The sequence below is a fragment of the Chryseobacterium sp. VD8 genome, from assembly GCF_037149975.1.
Classification (GTDB): Bacteria; Bacteroidota; Bacteroidia; order Flavobacteriales; family Weeksellaceae; genus Chryseobacterium; species Chryseobacterium indicum.
The window spans coordinates 13,702-32,186 of record NZ_JBBCQL010000022.1 but is presented as its reverse complement, the minus strand read 5'-3'; the positions used below and the strand labels follow the sequence as shown (position 1 = coordinate 32,186).

The window sequence follows — 18,485 nt, the reverse complement described above, 5'->3', positions numbered from 1 at the left end:
GACACATTACTGTGAACGGTGAGCTGGTAAATATTCCATCTTATTTGCTTAAAGCAGGTGATGTAATTGCAGTAAGAGAAAAGTCTAAATCTCTTGAAGTGGTTACAAATGCATTGGCTTCTAAAGCAAATTATGAGTGGTTACAATTCAACGATGAGAAGAAAGAAGGTACTTTCGTTTCTGCTCCTGAGAGAATCCAAATTCCGGAAGACATCAAGGAACAGCTTATCGTCGAACTTTACTCTAAATAATTTTTTAATCAAATTTTTGCTCAACCCAATAATATGGCAATTTTACAATTCATAAAACCCGATAAAGTAATTTTACTTAACTCTGATGAATTTAGAGGTCAATTCGAATTCAGACCACTAGAACCAGGTTTCGGGCTTACAATCGGTAATGCTTTGAGAAGAGTGTTGCTTTCTTCTCTGGAAGGTTATGCTATTTCATCTATCAAAATAGAAGGTGTAGAGCACGAATTTTCAACTATTCCAGGAGTAATCGAAGATGTTACCGAAATTATTCTTAACCTTAAGCAGGTAAGATTAAAAGCTACGGCAGAAAACCAATCGAATGAGCAGGTTGTTGCTAAAGTTTCAGGTCAAACGGTTATTACTGCTGGTGATTTAGGTAAGTCTGTCAACGGATTTGAGGTTCTTAACCCGGATTTGGTGATCTGCAACCTGAACAGTGATGTAACTTTCGAAATTACTTTCAATATAGAAAAAGGAAGAGGGTATGTTCCTTCTGAACAAAATAAGTCAAACAATGCACCTGTAGGTACAATTGCGATTGACTCTATTTTCACGCCAATCAAGAAAGTACAGTATAGCATTGAAAATTATCGTGTAGAGCAAAAAACAGACTACGAAAAACTTGTATTAGATATAGAAACTGACGGATCTATCAGTCCTCAGAATGCTTTAACAGAAGCTTCTAAGATATTAATTTATCACTTTATGCTGTTCTCTGATGAGAGAATCACGCTTGAAACGGAAGCTGTAAAAGCATCTATCCAATATGATGAGGAAACTCTTCATACAAGACAACTCCTTAAGTCTAAATTAGCAGATATGGATCTTTCCGTAAGAGCCCTAAACTGTCTGAAAGCGGCTGAAGTGGAAACTCTTGGAGAATTGGTTTCTTACAGTAAGTCTGATTTGATGAAATTCAGAAATTTTGGTAAAAAATCTTTGACAGAACTAGAAGAATTAGTGCATTCAAAAGGTCTTAACTTCGGTTTCGACGTTGCAAAATATAAGTTAGACGCTGATAAATAATTAATAATGAGACACGGTAAAAAATTCAATCACTTAGGAAGAACAGCTTCTCACAGAAGTGCTATGCTTTCTAATATGGCTTGTTCTCTAATTGAGCATAAAAGAATCAACACTACTGTAGCTAAAGCTAAGGCTTTAAGAGTATATGTTGAGCCTCTATTAACAAAAGCAAAAGAAGATACTACACACAACAGAAGAATTGTTTTTTCATATCTTCAAAATAAAGAAGCAGTTGCTGAATTGTTCAGAACGGTAGCTCCAAAAATCGCTGAGAGAAACGGTGGTTATACAAGAATCATCAAGACAGGATTCAGACCAGGTGATGCTGCTGATACTGCTCTTATCGAATTGGTAGACTTCAACGAGCTTTACAATCCGAATGCGGAAGAGAAAAAAGCGACAAGAAGAAGCAGAAGATCTGCAACAGCTAAGAAAGAAGCTGTAGTAGCTGAAGCTCCTGTAGTAGAAGAAAAAGCTGCTGAGCCAACGGCTGAAGCTGCAGATTCTACAGAAGAAAAAACTGAAGAATAATATTCATCAGATATAAAAATAAAAACCGTTCAGATTACTGAGCGGTTTTTTTATGTTTTAAATTTTGGTTTTTACAAGCTGGATGATATTGTTCCCCTGATTCAGGATCAGGCTGTCTTTTTTCACAGTAGCTTTCATATCCATTTTCTCGTAGATGGTTTCACTGCCGTTGGATTCTACTTTATTCAGGATGAAAGTCTTATTATTGCTTCTTATACTCATTGTTTTTTCCGGGTAATTAAAAACAACTTTTGCGAGACTTCCGTCGGTAGCTTTATACACATAATCTGTCTTTATACTTTTCTTTCCGTTAATATCTGTATCATAGCTTACCGTTGAGTCTATTTTGCCGTTATCTGCCAAAATAGGACCTGAATCATTAGTTTTCAGAACACTTTTATTTCCTTCTTCACTTTTTTTGCAGCTTATCAACGACAAAGAAATCGCTGAAATAGCGATCAAAAGTACATTTTTCATGATGTTAATTTTTTTAATGTATTGATTGTTAAATATTTTCTTTTGTAAAATAATTTTCACTAAATTTAATAAAAACAAAAACTAAACCAAAAAGCTATAAACTCAAACTCTGAATATTACACAAAAGGGTAATTGACTTTGTTTTGTTTTCTGTTGAAATTTGTCTTAAACAAAATAACCGACATGAGCATTTCCATAGCCATAGTAGAAGACGAAAAAAACTACAACAATGCGTTGAAGAAAGTCATCAATTATCAGGATGACATGAAAGTGATTGCGCAGTTTTTTGATGGAAATGAAGCTTTAAAAAAGCTTCCTGATCTTTCTCCGGATGTGGTGATGATGGATATTCAATTACAGGATATGCTCGGTATCGAAATTATCGAAAAGCTTAGGAAGGGATTGCCGCAAACACAGTTTATCATGTGTACCAGTTTTGAAGATGACGAAAAAGTATTCAATTCTTTAAAAGCCGGTGCAATGGGCTACCTTGTAAAAGGCGAGAGTATGGATAAGATCCTTTCTTCAATAAGAGATGTCTACAACGGTGGTGCTCCAATGAGTTTCTCGATTGCCCGAAAAGTTCTCAGCCATTTCGAAAGAAAGCTCCCCGAAATAAAAGGCTATGATGAACTTACGGAAAGAGAAAAAGAAGTACTGGAACTTTTATCTCAAGGACTGCTCTACAAAGAAATCGCGGATAAAAAATTCATCAGTATTGATACAGTTAAAAAACACGTCGGAAACATTTACAGAAAACTCCACGTCAATAACAAAGTGGAGGCAATTAATAAATTTAACCATTTTAAAAACTAAGAATTATGAGAACAACAATTAAATTATTTAGGTTTATTCCTTCAATAATATTTCTGTTATTTTTAGTAACCTGCAAGAAAGATGATAAAACCAGTAGGGCAGAAAGAATAATTCCAGCATTGACAAAAGATAGTATTATAATTAAAAATCTTTCTTTAAATAATATAAAACATTTATTATCTGATATTCCAGATTCTACAGTGGATAACTATTATCAAAAATATTTAGGAGAGTTTAAGCCTAGCTGGACAAATAAAGGTGAATATCCTTTTTCATTTAGGATACAAGATAAGGTAGTAGATGAAATCAAAACACTTGTTACCAGCAATAAAGAGAATGATGTGCATTTTATGTTAACTAGCAGTAATGGTAAATTAATATTATTATTTGAGTCCGGGCAAAAAAAATATTTTGTTACAGACGTATCAAAACTTACAGACGTTGATACTTTAAAATTTCTCACGTTGGATAATAATTTTAAGACTGTATTATATCCAAAAATGAATGATATTAAATCAAAATTAATAGCAGCAGATCCCAAAAAAGAAGGTGATAATTCTTATGGTAACACCACTGATATAATGATTCCGTATAAGATTTTTGATGAGTATCAAACCAGTTCTGCTGATTCTGTTTTAACTTTACTTCCTGGAGTTGTTACAGAAAATAAAATTAATAGTAATAATAAAAGTAAAAAATATCATTTTACTTTAATTATGGCAATATTTCCCATGGATGTCAACAATGCATTTTTACCTCCAACAATTTATTATGACGATTTCTGTCTAAAACCTCCGGGTTGCTAATGTTTTATTTATATATAATAATAATTTTTCTTTGTATTGTATGTTCATTAATAAATAAATATGCGAGACAAAGACTCTTATATATTTATTTTTTTGTAGTTTTTATTTCGGAACTATTAGTATTCAATCAAGTCTTTTCGTCCGATTTGTATAAGATTACGAAAATAACCTATATCTTTTTCTTTCTTTTTACTTTTAGGAAAGAAACGGAAAATAAGCTATTCTTAAACTCATTATTAATTTCTAGTTTTCTTTTAATAATAATTATTCTTTTTAAAAGTAGATTTTATGGATTAGATTTGAGTTTATTACAAAGTTTTATTTATTTACTTATAAGTTTAAATTGGTTTGCTGGGCAAATTAAAAACCCAAATGAAATAAAAATATATAAAAAAATGAGCTTTTGGATAAGTGTTGGAATTAAACTTTGGACTGTAACGTATTTATTAAGAATAATTCCAGCTAATTATTTTGTGGAAAATGATGAAGATTTTTTTATTTTAACAAATAATATTTATCAATATTCTACAATAATAACGTATATAATTTTTCTAAAGGGACTTTTTTGTAAAGTATGAAACAGATTCCAGAAGATATAAAACTTACATATATCGTTATTGCTTTAATAATGATTTCTTTCGTTGCATTTATTATTTTCGTTGTCTTAATGTACAACAGAAGGCAGCTTCTATATTTAAGGGAGCAACAACTCAAAGAATCCGAACACCAAAACCAGCTCCTTCAAAAAGAATTAGAAAAACAAAAATCTATAGAAGCAGAAAGGGAAAGAATTTCCCACGATATGCACGATGATCTCGGTGCAGGAATTTCAGCTCTAAAACTTCAGGCAGAATTTTTAAAACAACGAGCCGAAAATGATGATCTGAAAAATGATATTGATGAACTCCTGAAAACCTCCGAAGAAATGAATCTTTCCATGCGGGAAATGCTTTGGAGCCTCAACTCAGGAAACGATACTTTGGGAAGCTTCATCGATTATTCAAAGATGTATGCACAAAATTTTTTGAAAAAAACAAAAATTCTCCTGCTCACAGAATGCGAAAGCGTTGTATTGGAAACGATAATCACTACAGAACAGAGACGAAATTTATTTCTATGCTTAAAAGAAGCCCTGAACAACGCTTACAAACACAGCCAATCCAATCAGATCAAATTGTCATTCATCCAGAAAGACAAAGAATTCATGATGAAAATCTCCGACAACGGAATAGGAATTAACCACGAAAAATCAGAAGGAAACGGACTCCGAAATATGAAACGGAGAATGCAGGAACAAAACGGACACTGCGAAGTCACTACAGAAAACGGAACACATCTGTTTTTCAGAATCGATTTGTAGCAAATTTTAAATATTGAATACAGACGGCATCATTTTATGGTGCTGTTTTTTGTTTTAAATCACCCATTTGTGTAATTGACAGAGGTTTGTTTTTAAAGGAACTTTGATGAACAACTTAAAAATTAATAGCCATGAAAACTTTAAATCAGAAAAAGTATAACTGGACTGCTTTACTGCTGATCTTAATCTGTGTTTTGGGAGGTGTGACACTCTATTTTATCGGAGAGCCAAATGATAATACTTTATATAAAAATAAAGTTTTAAAAGATGACTCGGCTCAGGTAGAAAAAATAGAAATTACCCTTCAGAATCAAAATGATGATATTTTGAAACTAATTTCGGTTACTGACCAACCGAAAGTAAAATCTGTTCTGGAACAGAATTTAAAGGTAAACATTAATAAATTCAAGGAGATCCAAAAAGAAAAAAATACCCTAATCTTTCCGGAAAATAAATCATCATACAATGCGCCGCTAAAATTATGCATCATTATTATTGTGTGTGGTATTTTGGGAGGTTTAGCCAGTGGGTATTATCGGTATTTAGAAGATATGCTGCAAGCTAATAATGAAGTTAAAAAGGAAGCATTAGAAATGAAGGAGTTATGTGAAAAATTTGAAAATCAAGGTATTACTGCTTCTGAAGTAAAACCTATGACAGAAGCAATACAAAATGTAGAAGATAAAATGGAGGTGTTATTAGATAAGATTGAAGAGGAAAAGAATAAGTCTGTCTCAAGAATACTTTTCGGAGTGATTTCATCTTTTTTTGCAGTCCTCATCTTAAAAGCGGGAGATAGTAAAGTCTTAGAATTTAATACCTATCTGGATTACTTTGTGTTTGCGTGCTACTGTTTGCTTTGTGCCCTGTTTTCTAAAAAAATTATTGAAACCCTCATTAATACGTTCGTGAAAGGAATAGGTGAGCTTAATGTAGCGAATAATAAAAAATAAAAATGTCCAGACAGGATATTGTCGAAATTCAAAATCCCTTCGATAAAAATTTAATAACCTTTAAAACAAATAGCCATGAAAACTTTTTATTTACTGATTATGTGTTTTATTGCGAATCAATTATGGAATGCGCAACAAACTAAAGTCCTAACTATCGATGTCTCCGCTCCTGAGAAATGTCCTGTAATATTAGATTTAAATTATAGAAATAAAGAGAAAGATGATTCTAAATGTGAAAGCAGATGGCTTTCAATAAAACCGCGGGAATTAATCGCGGTAGAATTGAAAAATATCAATCCGTTAAAGTATGAATATACAATAAATGATAACAACATTACATACTTTATGGATACCGCTACCATCAATCAAAATATTGCCTTATTAAGTAAAAGTACAGAAGAGGAACCTAAGTTAAAGTATGGTGTTGAAACTTACATTACAATTCCTTCGAAAAGTAAAGAGCTGAGTGAGAAGATAGATAATCTGGAGATTTTTATAGATAAATTCGAACTCGAAAATATGTCTAAAGAAAGTCTCGGAAAAGAATTTTTCCAAACAAGAGATTCTTTATTTACTGCTTTGAAAAAGGATTATTATGAAGCCGAAAAATACAAAGCCTGTCTGGAACAGGGAAAGGGTGAGAAATATGCAAATGCAATAACAGAAGCCCAAAAACAAGCTTCCGAAGAATTGATCAAATACAGCATTGAAAAATCCGAACAGATGCTAAAAACATTTGAAAGTAAATTTTTCTTTTCAAATATCATGTATACGCTTCCAAGAGATATTCAGGGAAAAAATATAGATGCGGTAGAGTTTACCATAAAGAGGTTAGATAAAAAAACAAAAAAGGAAGATGGAAATTATGGAAAATACAATATCTGGATTCGAGGAGGGCTAAAAATAGATATCAGTGCAGGTGTTTTCCTTACCAGTTTGTATGATGAAGAATTTGAAAAAAGAGATGTGCCGGGAAATGCGGATCAAAAGCAGATTGCCTTAAAAAAACAGGGAAGTTATGACTTTGCCTTCGGATCTACAGTAAATACAAATTTCAGATGGAACTCATGGATACAACCACAAATAAATTTTGGATTTATATTCACCCAAAATCAGAAATTTCAGGTAATTCTCGGAGGAGGATTTATTATAGGAAGACAGGAAAGATGGATTCTTTCAGGAGGATTAAGCATGGGAGTTGTTGATCGTTTAGCGGGTGGATTCGAGAAAGGACAAACTTATGATCTGGGAGCCAGTGGACAGATTCCAATGGTTAAACAATTCAAATTCGGTCATTTCATCGGAATCACCTATAACCTCTCAAAAGTTAACGCAGTATCTTTAAAATAAAAAATATCATGATTACTTTAAACAACAAAAAGCCTGTCAATATTTATGATACAGCCTATGATAAACTATTTGAAAATTTGCAGGGGAATATCTTAAAAGGACATGGCAGAAATTTCACATCACACATTTTTCTCAGATTTGAAGAAAATAAAAAAGATAAAGTAAAAAAATGGATTGCCTCCTTTGCCAATGAAATTACTTCCTGTAAAAAACAAATCAAGGAAAATTTAGCTTTCAAAAGAGACCGAACTTCGGGAGATACTTTCATTGGATTTTACATAAGCGCATTGGGGTATTCCTTTCTTGAGAACTTTAATTCTTCAGAAAAAGAGACCGATTTCTTCGGAAGTATGAAAGATGCAAACATAAGCGACATAAAACCTTCTGATTGGGAAAGCGGCTTTAGAGAAGACATTCATGCTATGATTCTCGTGGCAGACGATAATCTGATGCTGCTGAGAGAAAAAGAAATATCGATCCGCAAAGAAATGAATGGAAAATGTAAAATCGTAAAAATTGAAAACGGCAACGTCATAAGAAATGAAGACGGAGCGGGGATTGAACATTTCGGCTACGCCGACGGAATAAGCCAGCCACTTTTTTTCTCGGATGAAATACAAGAGCTGGAAACAAAATATAAAGATGTAAAAATCAATTATTCATCCTTTTTTCCTCTTTCCCAGGTATTGGTAGAAGATCCTTTTCGCAAAAATGAAGAAGCTTTTGGGAGCTATCTGGTCTTCAGAAAACTGGAACAGGATGTAGATGGATTTAAAGCGAAAGAAAAGAAAATCGCATCAATTGTCGGACGCAAAACAGATGACGAAAAAGAAGAAATAGGAGCAATTATTGTAGGCAGATTTGAAGACGGAACACCACACATACTGTCGCACGAAGAAGGAATTATCGATAATCTTTCAAATAATTTCCTTCACAAAAATTCATCAAACGGAAAATGTCCCTTTTTAAACCATATTCAGGCAACCAATCAAAGAGACAAAGCAAGCCGAGAAATGATTATGGCAAGAAGAGGAATTCCTTATGGAATTTTTCCCGGCGAAGGCAGAGAAGTCGGATTATTGTTCATGAGTTTTCAAAGTGACATAAAAAAACAGTTTGAAGCTACACAGACACAGGCGAATCACTATAAAGATCTTATCATAGGACAAAATTTACCTCAGAAAATGAATCTCGACTGCTTTGGAAAAAAAGGAAAAGAAATAAATGTCGAAAACTTCGTAAAACTCAGAGGAGGAGAATACTTTTTTGCACCGTCAATTCCCTATCTTAAAAATGTATAATCCTAAAATTAACTAAAATTTAACTCACAATAACCCCATAAATTCCCATTCATTTGCTTCAAAAACTCAAAAATTCATTAAATTTGTCTGAACTATAAAAAAACGAACAATGAGTTACATTTCTTACATAGAAGCGAGACAAATTTTGGATTCAAGAGGAAATCCTACAGTTGAAGTAGATGTATTCACGGAAAGTGGTGCGATGGGACGTGCTGCGGTACCTTCCGGAGCTTCTACAGGAGAACATGAAGCGGTAGAATTGCGCGACGGCGGTTCAGAATATATGGGGAAAGGAGTTCTTAAAGCTGTTGAGAATGTAAGAGAAGTGATTGCGCCTGAGTTGGTAGGTCTTCCTGTATACGATCAGAATCTTATCGACCAGATTATGATTGATCTTGACGGAACCAATAATAAAGGAAATCTTGGAGCAAATGCAATTCTTGGTGTTTCTTTAGCAGCGGCTAAAGCAGCAGCAGCAGAATTGAAAATGCCTTTGTACAAATATGTTGGCGGTGTCAATGCAAACACACTTCCTGTTCCGATGATGAACGTTATTAACGGAGGTTCTCACTCCGATGCGCCGATTGCGTTTCAGGAATTTATGATTATGCCGGTAAAAGCAGATTCTTTCTCTCATGCTTTGAGAAAAGGAACTGAAATTTTCCACAACCTTAAATCGATTCTTCACTCAAGAGGTTTGTCTACTGCGGTAGGTGACGAAGGTGGTTTTGCACCTACATTTAAAGGTACTGAAGATGCTTTGGATACTTTACTTCAGGCTATTGAAAAAGCAGGGTACAAGCCGGGTGACGATATTATGTTGGCTCTTGACTGTGCAGCTTCTGAATTCTACAAAGATGGAATCTATGATTACAGAAAATTCCAGACTCCGGATGCCGCTCAGTTCTCAAGCAGTGAGCAGGTTTCTTACCTTGCTGAACTGGCAGCGAAATATCCGATCATTTCAATTGAAGACGGAATGCAGGAAAACGACTGGGAAGGCTGGAAAATGTTAACCGATAAAATCGGAGACCGAGTACAGTTGGTAGGAGACGATTTATTCGTAACAAACGTTGAAAGACTATCAAGAGGAGTAAAAGAAGGAATTGCAAACTCAATCTTGGTAAAAGTAAACCAGATCGGATCACTTTCTGAAACAATGGCAGCGGTACAAATGGCGCAGAACAATAGATTCACTTCTGTAATGTCTCACAGATCAGGAGAAACTGAAGACTCTACAATCGCAGATTTGGCAGTAGCAATGAATTGCGGACAGATTAAAACAGGATCAGCTTCAAGATCAGACAGAATGGCGAAATACAACCAGCTGTTGAGAATTGAAGAAGCTCTTGGTGAAACCGCAGTTTTTCCGGGCTTAGATGCTTTTAAAATCAAAAGATAATTAATCGAATTTATAAATAACGGCAAGCGAAATTTTTAGTTTGCCGTATTTTGTAATAAGTAGTATATTTAGAAAAAAATAAATTAAATAATGTCAGACAACAAGGTAATATTGAATTACGACGGTAATTCATATGAATATCCAATTGTGGATAGTACTATCGGAGACAGAGGAATCGATATTTCAAAATTAAGAGACCAGACAGGTCTAATCACTCTTGATTTAGGGTATAAGAACACCGGAGCTACACTTAGTGACATCACTTACTTAGACGGAGACAAAGGAGAATTATTCTACAGAGGATATCCGATCGAGCAGATCGCTGAGAAATCCAACTTCACAGAAGTGATGTACCTTTTATTACACGGTGAATTGCCTTCTCAGGATCAGTACAATTCTTTCGAATCAAACATTAAAAAATATAATTTCGTAGCAGAGGAGATGAAAAAAATCATGGATGCTTTCCCTCGTTCTGCTCATCCAATGGGAGTTTTATCTTCTTTAACTTCTGCGTTAACAGCGTTTAATCCAAAAGCGGTTAATGTAAACTCTAAAGAAGAAATGGATCATGCGGCAGAATTGTTAATTGCAAAATTCTCTCACCTTTGCGCATGGACGTACAGAAAAACTCAGGGATTGCCTCTTAATCACGGAGACAACAGCCTGAACTATGTAGAAAACTTCTACAAAATGGCTTTCAGAATGCCAAATCAGGAATTTGAAATCGATCCTGTCGTAGTAGGTGCTTTAGATAAACTATTAATTCTTCACGCAGATCACGAGCAAAACTGTTCTACTTCTACAGTAAGAATGGTAGGTTCTGCGCATACAGGTCTTTTCGCTTCAGTTTCTGCAGGGGTTTCTGCACTTTGGGGACCACTTCACGGTGGAGCAAACCAGGCAGTTATCGAAATGCTTGAACTGATTGAGAAAGATGGAGGAGATGTATCTAAATACATTGCGAAAGCTAAAGATAAAAACGATAACTTCCGTTTAATGGGATTCGGACACAGAGTATACAAAAATTTCGATCCGAGAGCAAAAATCATCAAAAAAGCTGCTGATGATATTCTTAATGCATTAGGAATTCAGGATAAAGCGCTTGATATTGCAATGCAATTGGAAAGAGTAGCTCTTGAAGACGAATACTTCGTAGAAAGAAAACTATATCCAAACGTAGATTTCTATTCGGGAATTATCTACAGAGCATTAGGAATTCCTACAGAAATGTTCACCGTAATGTTCGCATTAGGAAGACTTCCGGGATGGATTTCTCAGTGGAAAGAAATGAGACTGAAAGGAGACCCGATCGGAAGACCAAGACAGGTTTACCAAGGGGCTCCAAAAAGAGACTATATTGATATGGTTAACAGATAATCAGTATCCTGATATAAATAAAATCCCGAAGCTTGCTTTGGGATTTTTTATTTTAATATGGAATTAATATACGCTGCTTTTAAAGTGTATAGAAAAAATAAAACCTGCTTCAAAAGCAGGCTTTAAGTCTAATTTCTGGTTATGGACACTGGCATCTGTCACAAGTCCATAGTGTACATTTTCCTGTTACATCATCATATTCGCAGCAGCGTCTTGCAGCAGATGCTCCTCCGATAATTGATTTTTGTTCTTCTCTGCCTAATTTTTGCGCTTTTAAAAGCACGGCTTTTTTTGTGTTCATGATGTTTTGGTGTTTGATTGTTAATGTTTTATGTTTTAATTTCTACAGAAATTATATCACTAAGGTAGGAATTTTAATTAAAACTTTTTACATTTTATCAAAAAATAATTCATAACCAATTATTGTGAATAAAATTATCTGATAAAATCGCTTATTTAAGTGAATAAATGCTTTAGTCTATCAATCTGCTGAAGTAAAAAACTGTAAGAAGATTATTTCATAGATTTATATTGCGCAGATCGCCTAAAAACAGGACAAAAGTTTCCCAGATTCAGTCCTTTACTTATATTTGTAGCATTGCATAAATCTTTATGAAGCTAAATATAAAAAACGAAACGGGAAGGCTGAAATCAGTGGTTTTAGGGCAGCCCAATTCAATGGGAGCAGTTCCTACATTAGAGGAAAGCTATGATGCAAAGTCATATCATTCAATCGAAAATAACATCTATCCGAAAGAATCGGATATCATTCATGAAATGAACGCTTTCGAAGCGGTTTTAAAGAAATATGATGTAGAAGTTCTTCGTCCGGACATTATTGCAGACTACAATCAGGTTTTTGCAAGAGATGTAGCTTTCGTAATTGATGATAAAATGATCATTTCCAATGTAATTGTAGACCGAGCAGACGAACAGGAAGCGTATAAAACGGTTTTTGAAAAAGTGGCGTGGAGAAAAATTATCAATCTTCCGGAAACTGCACACATTGAAGGTGGAGATGTAATTGTCTGGGACGATTTTCTGTTCATCGGAACATGTTTCAGTGAAGATTACAGAAGTTATAAAACAGCAAGAACCAACGAATACGCCATCGAAATTCTGAAAGAATATTTTCCTAAAAAAAGAATCATCGATCTGGAACTGAAAAAGAACGACAGAATACCGTACGAAGGAATTTTACACTTGGACTGTACATTCAATCCTATCGGAAAAGATAAATGTATTATTTACAAAGACGGATTTGTAGACGAAAGCGATTACCGCCTGATTATTGATATTTTCGGGGAAGAAAACTGTTTCCACGTTACAGCAGAGGAAATGTTTGAAATGTTCCCGAATATTTTTTCAATCTCTCCGGAAATCGTAGTTTCCGATAAAGCATTCACAAGAATGAACAATCACCTGAGAAACGAATGGGGAATGACCGTTGAAGAAATTCCGTACCGCGAGATTTCCAAAATGGGAGGATTGCTAAGATGCTCTACAATGCCGCTTGTTAGAGAGTAGTTGAGTTTGAGAGTCTGAGTGTTTTAGAGTTAGGGAGTTTTGGGGCTGAGTTGTTGTTATTTTTTTATTTTAGCTTAAAATACAAAGATGTCAACAATTAAATTTCACCAAGATTTAAAGGTGTTTCAAAAGTCAGTAGAATTTGCGATGATAATTTTTGAACTCACAAAATCTTTTCCTAAAGAAGAACTCTACTCTCTTACAGATCAAATAAGGCGTTCATCACGATCCGTTTCGGCAAATATAAGCGAGGCTTGGGGAAAAAGAAAGTATGAAAAATCTTTCGTCGCAAAGCTTACAGATTCGGAAGGAGAAGCAAGAGAAACCCAAACATGGCTCTTGTACGCATGGAAATGCAAATATATAAATGAAGAACAGTTTATTAGTTTAAATAAACAATACAATCAAATAATCGGGATGTTGGTAAATATGATGAGTCAGTCTGGAAAATGGTGTTCGTTTTCACAAAATAAGAATGAGTAGTAATTTTACACTAAAACACTAAAACACTAAAACACTAAAACACTAAAACACTAAAACACTAAAACCCAAAACACCCTCAAACCCAAAGTATGCAGACAACAGATACAGTACTAATGATAGAGCCGATTGCATTCGGATTTAATGCAGAAACGGCAAAAAACAATTATTTTCAGGTAGAGCAGAAAGGTTTCGATACCCAGTTCAAAGCTTTGTCTGAATTTAAAGCATTTGTTGAAAAATTACGAAGCAAAGGAATTAACGTCATCACCGTAAAAGATACATTAGATCCACACACTCCGGATTCTATTTTCCCGAACAACTGGGTAAGTTTTCACAAAGACGGAAAAGTGGTTTTATACCCGATGTTTGCTTCCAACAGAAGAGTGGAAAGAAGAGACGATATTATTGAAACCATTAAAGAACAGGGATTTGAAGTCGCTGAAATCGACGACTGGTCTTTCCCGGAAACACAGGGACACTTTCTGGAAGGAACAGGAAGCATGATCTTCGATCACGATAACAAAATTGCTTACGGTTCGGTTTCTTTAAGACTGGATGAAAACCTGTTCAGAGAATTTTGCGAGAAGTATGGTTTTACGCCGGTTGTTTTTCATTCATTCCAAACCGTTGGAGAAGAGAGACTTCCGATTTACCATACCAATGTAATGATGTGTGTAGCAGATAAATTCGTGGTAATCTGTCTGGATTGTATAGATGATGAACTCGAAAGAAGCAAAGTCATTGAAACCATTAAAAATTCAGGAAAAGAAATTATTGAAATTTCTGAAGATCAGATGCAACAGTTTGCCGGAAATATGCTTCAGGTAAATAATAAAGAGGGACAGAAATTTTTGGTAATGAGTGAAACCGCTTATAAATCCTTACATCAGGATCAGGTTTCAGCAATTGAAAAGTATTGTGAGATTATCTATTCAGATTTAAATACCATTGAAGTAAACGGAGGCGGAAGTGCACGTTGTATGCTTGCAGAAGTTTTCTTACCAAAAAAATAATATATTTGCTGAAAATACATTGAATTGGAATCATTAACCAGCAAAGGTTTACATATTCTTCTGACTTTGGAAACGGAGTCAGAAGCTTTGTTAATAGACGGTGACGGTTTCTTGGCATTTACCAGAGATATGCTCGCAACAAAAGACGTGGAAATTGTAGGAATTACCAGTCATATTTTTGAAAATAACAGCTTTACTTCCGCGGTTTGTCTTAAAGAATCTCACCTTTGTATTCATACGTGGCCGGAATTTAAACAACTCACTTTTGATGTCTTTCTCTGCAATTATCTGCAGGATAACACAGAAAAAGTTGAAAAAATTGCAGATGAAGTAATAGACTATTTTAAAGCTAAAACCATTCAGAAACACAAAATTTACAGATAAAAAATGTTTTACGTATGTCCCGCCTGCGAATCAGGAAATAAGCTGGATCTTACTTTCGATATAAAAGAATACGTCTGCAAGACCTGTTCTTATCTTATTGATGTCGAAAATAATAAACATCAGAAACACATTAAAGTTCCTACAGAAAATGTTGTATTGGATATCGGGCAGAAAGGAATCATCGACAATACAGAATATACCGTCACCGGAATTATCATCCGCAAATATGGGACGAGTATCTTTTGGAGAGAATATTATTTAAAAGATACAAAAGGAAAAGATGCTTTTTTAAGTGAGAGCGATGGACACTGGGTTTTGCTTCACACAATTGATAAAATGGATGTGAAAAGAAAATCATGGAACAGTCTTATTCTGGAGTATGGAGCTATAAGTTTCAGAAAATATGAAACTACGGAGTGCCATATTCATGCTGCCGCTGGTTTTTTCGAAGAAAGACTCGATTTCGGAATTTCTACTTACAAAGAATATGTAAACGGAATCTATATGGTTTCTGAGGAAAAATCTAAAACCAGCGTACAATATTTTTCAGGCAAACACTTCTCAAAATATAAAGTAAAAAAAGCGTTCGGGATTTCAAATCTTCCCAATTATTCAGGAATAGGAATTGTTCAGCCATTTTATGTAAATGTAAAGCACACCATTAATATTATGGCGGTTTCGGCGTTATTAATCAGTCTGATTCAGTTGTATGTAGTCGGTACGAGAACCAATAAATCGGTTTTTGAGCAGGAAATTAATTTTGCAGATGTCCGCAATAAAGAAATGGTCAGCAAAAGCTTTGAATTATCAGGCGGTTCTGCCCCGTTGAAAGTTGAGGTATATTCCAATGTGGATAATTCCTGGGCAAATGTCGGCTTAGGTCTGGTCAATGAGAAAACCAACGAAATAGTCTATGCTTCTAAAGATATTGAAGAATATCACGGGTATGAAGACGGTGAAAGCTGGAGCGAAGGAAGACGGGATGAAAGTTTTAATTTCTGTGGAGTAGCTCCGGGAAAATACCATTTTACAATTTCAGCAGAAAAACAGGAAACTCCAAAGGAAACTCCACCTTTTTATTATGCAACTCAGGACGGAAGTTTAACTTTATCACGAGATAACAACGGAACCATTAACGTTACCAACAACAGTACGATGGAAACAACGGCTTTCGGAAGCTCAAAAATGATTAAGGAAGACACAACAAGCAGCCTTGGACAGTTTGTTCATCAGACTTTAGGAAAAGCGGATATCGACTCTCTTTTGAATACCAATCTTGCAGCCGGAGCGACAACACCAGAGTTAACCGAAAACAAATCGGTTAAAATTAAAGCAGAATGGCTTCCTGTTTCCTTCAGGAATTTTGTGTTTGTTCTTTTGTTTATCATCGGGTTTGTCGCAGCAGTCTGGTTCGGAAGAAAATCTTTCGAAAGATCAAAATGGTTCAACAGTTCAAATTCACCTTACACCTACTCATAAACGATGGAAACTATTATTAATTACATAAAAGAACACTGGATTCTCTGTCTCATCGGAGTATTTTTTGTCGGCTGGTTTACTTATCTCACTTTTGACGGCAACCAATTCTGCGACTGCGAGAAAACGGAAACATACAGAGACGGAACAACGCGAAGACATCACTCTTCCGGAGTGGGATATTATAGATACTATCACAAATAAAATCTAAAATTATGGATCAGATCAACTTTTTACCGGTCATCAATTCAGTGATTTATTCCTTTCTGGGAATTGCAATCCTGCTGGTTTGCTATTTAATCATTGAAAAAATAACGCCGGAAAAAACATGGCACGAAATCGCTCACAATAAAAATACTGCGTTGGCGATTATTTTCGGAGCTTTCATCATCGGGATTTCAATTATCATAAGTGCAGCAATTCATGGATAAAAAGAGGATTCCTCTTGAACTGCTGTTGATGTTTTCGGTGTTTGTCATCGCAACCTGCGGACTGATCTACGAATTGGTGGCGGGAGCTTTGGCGAGCTATCTTCTGGGCGATTCCGTGAAGCAGTTTTCCTTCATCATCGGAGTCTATCTTTTTTCGATGGGAGTAGGATCATATTTTGCCAAATTTATCAAAGGAAATTTAATTGATAAATTCATAGAAATAGAAATTCTGGTCGGGATCATCGGCGGAATAAGCTCTGTGGTTTTATTTATTCTGTTTAACACTTTGGCTCATTTTGAAGCCGTGCTGTATCTTTTTGTCTTTTTTACAGGATGCTTGGTCGGAGTAGAAATTCCGTTGTTGATGAACATTCTGAAAGACCGAGTTCAGTTCAAGGATCTCGTTTCAAATGTTTTCGCTTTTGATTATATCGGAGCGTTGCTGGCTTCTATTCTGTTTCCTTTGGTATTGATTCCGCAGTTGGGAATCGTAAAAACGCCTCTGTTTTTTGGCTTGGTTAATATTTCCATTGCCATATTTTTATGTTTTTATCTGAAAAAAGAACTTTCAAAACCAGTTTCATTAAGAGTTAAATCAATCGGAGCCTTTCTTCTGCTTGTTATTCTCTTTATCTTTTCGGATAGAATTTTATCATTTTCGGAAGAGAAATTATACGGCGAAAATGTCGTTTACACCAAAAGCTCACCTTACCAGAGAATCGTTTTAACCAGAAACAGCCGTGAATTCAGATTATATCTGAATAATAATTTACAGTTTTCTTCGGTAGATGAATACCGTTATCACGAAGCGCTGGTTCATCCCGCAATGTCGATGGCTAAAAAGATCGATCATATTTTAATTTTGGGTGGAGGAGACGGTTTCGCTGTTCGTGAAGTTTTAAAATACAAAGAAGTAAAAGACATCACTCTCGTCGATTTGGATGGAGAAATGACGGATTTTTTCAGGAATAATGAAACCATGCGCCAATTGAATCAAAGCTCTTTATCTAACCCAAAGTTGAAAGTGATAAATAAAGACGCTTACATTTGGGTAAAAGAAAACTCTAAAAAGTACGATGTTATCATTATTGATTTTCCGGATCCGTCCAATTACAGTTTAGGAAAATTGTATTCCTTACAGTTTTATAAAGAATTGGAAAGACTGACTACTTTAGATACAAAAATTGTAGTTCAGACAACTTCTCCTTACTTTGCGCCGAAATCTTTCTGGTGTATTGAGAAAACAATTAATCAAATTTTTCCCTTTACTTCTGCTTATCACACGTATGTTCCGTCATTCGGAGAATGGGGATTTTCAATGGCTTCTTTTGAACCGATCAACAATAAAATCTATCGTAAGATTCCAAACTTGAAATTTTATGATTACAATTTTTCACAACTCTCTTACTTTACGAAAGACATGAAAACCAAAGATATCGAAGTCAATCGATTGGATAACCAGATTTTAGTACGGTATTTTGATGAAGAATGGGGTAAAGTTCAATAGAAAAGTGTCAA

Annotated in this window: 21 protein-coding genes; 19 read left to right on the top strand and 2 right to left on the bottom strand. The window is 34.9% G+C overall.

Translation table 11 applies throughout. The features are described 5' to 3' along the window. From WFK35_RS04470 to rplQ, 3 genes are all read left to right on the top strand, one after another. Positions 1 to 251, top strand: a 251-nt coding sequence (locus WFK35_RS04470) for a S4 domain-containing protein (protein ID WP_336731541.1), incomplete at its 5' end; no start/stop codon positions are given. Between the two features lie 33 nt (positions 252 to 284). Next, entirely contained in the window at positions 285 to 1,280 is a 996-nt protein-coding gene (locus tag WFK35_RS04465; RefSeq protein ID WP_062162712.1) for a DNA-directed RNA polymerase subunit alpha, read from the top strand. Positions 1,281 to 1,286: 6 nt separating this feature from the next. Next, entirely contained in the window at positions 1,287 to 1,811 is a 525-nt protein-coding gene (gene rplQ, locus WFK35_RS04460; RefSeq protein ID WP_076391872.1) for a 50S ribosomal protein L17, read from the top strand. Positions 1,812 to 1,868: 57 nt separating this feature from the next. On the opposite strand, the gene WFK35_RS04455 is transcribed toward rplQ, so the two are convergent. After that, positions 1,869 to 2,288, bottom strand: coding sequence for a hypothetical protein (locus WFK35_RS04455; RefSeq protein WP_336731540.1), 420 nt, complete (start codon positions 2,286 to 2,288; stop codon positions 1,869 to 1,871). 183 nt (positions 2,289 to 2,471) lie between these two features. Here WFK35_RS04455 and WFK35_RS04450 point away from each other — a divergent pair, with 183 nt between their 5' ends. The 8 genes from WFK35_RS04450 to WFK35_RS04415 all read left to right on the top strand — a co-directional run bounded on the left by WFK35_RS04450 (position 2,472) and on the right by WFK35_RS04415 (position 11,653). Next, complete coding sequence (locus tag WFK35_RS04450) at positions 2,472 to 3,104, top strand: response regulator transcription factor (protein ID WP_336731538.1); 633 nt, start codon at positions 2,472 to 2,474, stop codon at positions 3,102 to 3,104. A 5-nt stretch (positions 3,105 to 3,109) separates the two neighbouring features. Further along, complete coding sequence (locus WFK35_RS04445; protein WP_336731537.1) at positions 3,110 to 3,910, top strand: hypothetical protein; 801 nt, start codon at positions 3,110 to 3,112, stop codon at positions 3,908 to 3,910. Positions 3,911 to 4,484: 574 nt separating this feature from the next. Continuing rightward, on the top strand, positions 4,485 to 5,270 hold the full coding sequence (locus WFK35_RS04440) for a sensor histidine kinase (RefSeq protein WP_336731536.1): 786 nt from the start codon (positions 4,485 to 4,487) through the stop codon (positions 5,268 to 5,270). A gap of 131 nt (positions 5,271 to 5,401) precedes the next feature. Beyond that, positions 5,402 to 6,223, top strand: coding sequence for a YEATS-associated helix-containing protein (locus tag WFK35_RS04435; RefSeq protein WP_336731535.1), 822 nt, complete (start codon positions 5,402 to 5,404; stop codon positions 6,221 to 6,223). Between the two features lie 75 nt (positions 6,224 to 6,298). Beyond that, the gene (locus WFK35_RS04430) at positions 6,299 to 7,573 is read left to right on the top strand and encodes a hypothetical protein (RefSeq protein WP_336731534.1); all 1,275 of its coding nucleotides are present in this window, start codon (positions 6,299 to 6,301) and stop codon (positions 7,571 to 7,573) included. Between the two features lie 8 nt (positions 7,574 to 7,581). After that, positions 7,582 to 8,874: a Dyp-type peroxidase gene (locus WFK35_RS04425; RefSeq protein ID WP_336731533.1), complete on the top strand. Its 1,293-nt coding sequence runs from the start codon at positions 7,582 to 7,584 to the stop codon at positions 8,872 to 8,874. Positions 8,875 to 8,983: 109 nt separating this feature from the next. Beyond that, positions 8,984 to 10,276 (top strand): phosphopyruvate hydratase, encoded by a 1,293-nt coding sequence (gene eno, locus WFK35_RS04420; RefSeq protein ID WP_076391886.1) that lies wholly within the window; start codon positions 8,984 to 8,986, stop codon positions 10,274 to 10,276. A gap of 90 nt (positions 10,277 to 10,366) precedes the next feature. Beyond that, positions 10,367 to 11,653, top strand: a complete 1,287-nt coding sequence (locus tag WFK35_RS04415; RefSeq protein ID WP_076391888.1) for a citrate synthase — start codon at positions 10,367 to 10,369, stop codon at positions 11,651 to 11,653. A 139-nt stretch (positions 11,654 to 11,792) separates the two neighbouring features. Here WFK35_RS04415 and WFK35_RS04410 read toward each other — a convergent pair whose 3' ends face one another. After that, positions 11,793 to 11,954, bottom strand: coding sequence for a hypothetical protein (locus WFK35_RS04410; protein WP_336731532.1), 162 nt, complete (start codon positions 11,952 to 11,954; stop codon positions 11,793 to 11,795). A gap of 311 nt (positions 11,955 to 12,265) precedes the next feature. Between WFK35_RS04410 and WFK35_RS04405 the strand changes: the two genes are divergently transcribed. The 8 genes from WFK35_RS04405 (at position 12,266) to WFK35_RS04370 (ending at position 18,474) form a co-directional block, all read left to right on the top strand. Then, positions 12,266 to 13,180, top strand: coding sequence for a dimethylarginine dimethylaminohydrolase family protein (locus WFK35_RS04405; RefSeq protein WP_336731531.1), 915 nt, complete (start codon positions 12,266 to 12,268; stop codon positions 13,178 to 13,180). Between the two features lie 87 nt (positions 13,181 to 13,267). Further along, complete coding sequence (locus WFK35_RS04400) at positions 13,268 to 13,663, top strand: four helix bundle protein (RefSeq protein WP_271160252.1); 396 nt, start codon at positions 13,268 to 13,270, stop codon at positions 13,661 to 13,663. A gap of 89 nt (positions 13,664 to 13,752) precedes the next feature. After that, positions 13,753 to 14,676, top strand: coding sequence for a citrulline utilization hydrolase CtlX (gene ctlX / locus WFK35_RS04395; RefSeq protein ID WP_336731530.1), 924 nt, complete (start codon positions 13,753 to 13,755; stop codon positions 14,674 to 14,676). A gap of 24 nt (positions 14,677 to 14,700) precedes the next feature. Further along, the gene (locus tag WFK35_RS04390; RefSeq protein ID WP_271246143.1) at positions 14,701 to 15,060 is read left to right on the top strand and encodes an S-adenosylmethionine decarboxylase family protein; all 360 of its coding nucleotides are present in this window, start codon (positions 14,701 to 14,703) and stop codon (positions 15,058 to 15,060) included. A gap of 3 nt (positions 15,061 to 15,063) precedes the next feature. Further along, entirely contained in the window at positions 15,064 to 16,539 is a 1,476-nt protein-coding gene (locus WFK35_RS04385; RefSeq protein WP_336731529.1) for a DUF4178 domain-containing protein, read from the top strand. A gap of 3 nt (positions 16,540 to 16,542) precedes the next feature. Then, the gene (locus tag WFK35_RS04380) at positions 16,543 to 16,740 is read left to right on the top strand and encodes a hypothetical protein (RefSeq protein ID WP_228423024.1); all 198 of its coding nucleotides are present in this window, start codon (positions 16,543 to 16,545) and stop codon (positions 16,738 to 16,740) included. Between the two features lie 11 nt (positions 16,741 to 16,751). Further along, positions 16,752 to 16,967, top strand: coding sequence for a DUF350 domain-containing protein (locus WFK35_RS04375; RefSeq protein WP_256038223.1), 216 nt, complete (start codon positions 16,752 to 16,754; stop codon positions 16,965 to 16,967). Further along, on the top strand, positions 16,960 to 18,474 hold the full coding sequence (locus tag WFK35_RS04370; protein WP_336731528.1) for a polyamine aminopropyltransferase: 1,515 nt from the start codon (positions 16,960 to 16,962) through the stop codon (positions 18,472 to 18,474). The genes WFK35_RS04375 and WFK35_RS04370 overlap by 8 nt, the downstream gene beginning before the upstream one ends. The last annotated feature ends 11 nt before the right edge of the window (positions 18,475 to 18,485 follow it).

Excerpts from the sequence above, each read along its gene's own strand:
- WFK35_RS04465 (WP_062162712.1), top strand. The coding sequence starts at position 285 with ATGGCAATTTTACAATTCATAAAACCCGATAAAGTAATTTTACTTAAC.
- rplQ (WP_076391872.1), top strand. The coding sequence starts at position 1,287 with ATGAGACACGGTAAAAAATTCAATCACTTAGGAAGAACAGCTTCTCAC.
- WFK35_RS04455 (WP_336731540.1), bottom strand. The coding sequence starts at position 2,288 with ATGAAAAATGTACTTTTGATCGCTATTTCAGCGATTTCTTTGTCGTTG.
- WFK35_RS04450 (WP_336731538.1), top strand. The coding sequence starts at position 2,472 with ATGAGCATTTCCATAGCCATAGTAGAAGACGAAAAAAACTACAACAAT.
- WFK35_RS04445 (WP_336731537.1), top strand. The coding sequence starts at position 3,110 with ATGAGAACAACAATTAAATTATTTAGGTTTATTCCTTCAATAATATTT.
- WFK35_RS04440 (WP_336731536.1), top strand. The coding sequence starts at position 4,485 with ATGAAACAGATTCCAGAAGATATAAAACTTACATATATCGTTATTGCT.
- WFK35_RS04435 (WP_336731535.1), top strand. The coding sequence starts at position 5,402 with ATGAAAACTTTAAATCAGAAAAAGTATAACTGGACTGCTTTACTGCTG.
- WFK35_RS04430 (WP_336731534.1), top strand. The coding sequence starts at position 6,299 with ATGAAAACTTTTTATTTACTGATTATGTGTTTTATTGCGAATCAATTA.
- WFK35_RS04425 (WP_336731533.1), top strand. The coding sequence starts at position 7,582 with ATGATTACTTTAAACAACAAAAAGCCTGTCAATATTTATGATACAGCC.
- eno (WP_076391886.1), top strand. The coding sequence starts at position 8,984 with ATGAGTTACATTTCTTACATAGAAGCGAGACAAATTTTGGATTCAAGA.
- WFK35_RS04415 (WP_076391888.1), top strand. The coding sequence starts at position 10,367 with ATGTCAGACAACAAGGTAATATTGAATTACGACGGTAATTCATATGAA.
- WFK35_RS04410 (WP_336731532.1), bottom strand. The coding sequence starts at position 11,954 with ATGAACACAAAAAAAGCCGTGCTTTTAAAAGCGCAAAAATTAGGCAGA.
- WFK35_RS04405 (WP_336731531.1), top strand. The coding sequence starts at position 12,266 with ATGAAGCTAAATATAAAAAACGAAACGGGAAGGCTGAAATCAGTGGTT.
- WFK35_RS04400 (WP_271160252.1), top strand. The coding sequence starts at position 13,268 with ATGTCAACAATTAAATTTCACCAAGATTTAAAGGTGTTTCAAAAGTCA.
- ctlX (WP_336731530.1), top strand. The coding sequence starts at position 13,753 with ATGCAGACAACAGATACAGTACTAATGATAGAGCCGATTGCATTCGGA.
- WFK35_RS04385 (WP_336731529.1), top strand. The coding sequence starts at position 15,064 with ATGTTTTACGTATGTCCCGCCTGCGAATCAGGAAATAAGCTGGATCTT.
- WFK35_RS04380 (WP_228423024.1), top strand. The coding sequence starts at position 16,543 with ATGGAAACTATTATTAATTACATAAAAGAACACTGGATTCTCTGTCTC.
- WFK35_RS04375 (WP_256038223.1), top strand. The coding sequence starts at position 16,752 with ATGGATCAGATCAACTTTTTACCGGTCATCAATTCAGTGATTTATTCC.
- WFK35_RS04370 (WP_336731528.1), top strand. The coding sequence starts at position 16,960 with ATGGATAAAAAGAGGATTCCTCTTGAACTGCTGTTGATGTTTTCGGTG.